Below are 246 nucleotides of genomic sequence, written 5' to 3' on the forward strand. Positions count from 1 at the left end.
GAACTTCGCCTGAAGGTAAAAAAGAAATCTTTAATGTAGTTTTCATTCCATTTCTTGCGCTAGGCGGCCTATTCCAAGCTTTTGATAATCTATCATTAATTATACCTCCAATAGATTGCACCATTTGAGCTTCTTCTGCAGCACGCTTCTTTGCTTCTTCTGCAGCCGCTTGCGCAGCTTCTTTTTCCGCTTTTTTCTGTTCCGCTAATCTTGCTGCTTCTTCCTGGCGTTTACGCTCTTCTACAG

The 246-nt window shown here is 42.3% G+C and carries 1 protein-coding gene; it reads right to left on the bottom strand.

What is annotated here, in order from left to right; translation table 11 throughout:
• On the bottom strand, window positions 1-246 hold a 246-nt coding region (locus AAEY75_RS16570), incomplete at both ends, for a hypothetical protein (RefSeq protein WP_352260256.1).

It is taken from the genome of Psychrobacter sp. TB55-MNA-CIBAN-0194, from assembly GCF_040309505.1.
GTDB classification, from domain to species: Bacteria; Pseudomonadota; Gammaproteobacteria; order Pseudomonadales; family Moraxellaceae; genus Psychrobacter; species Psychrobacter fozii.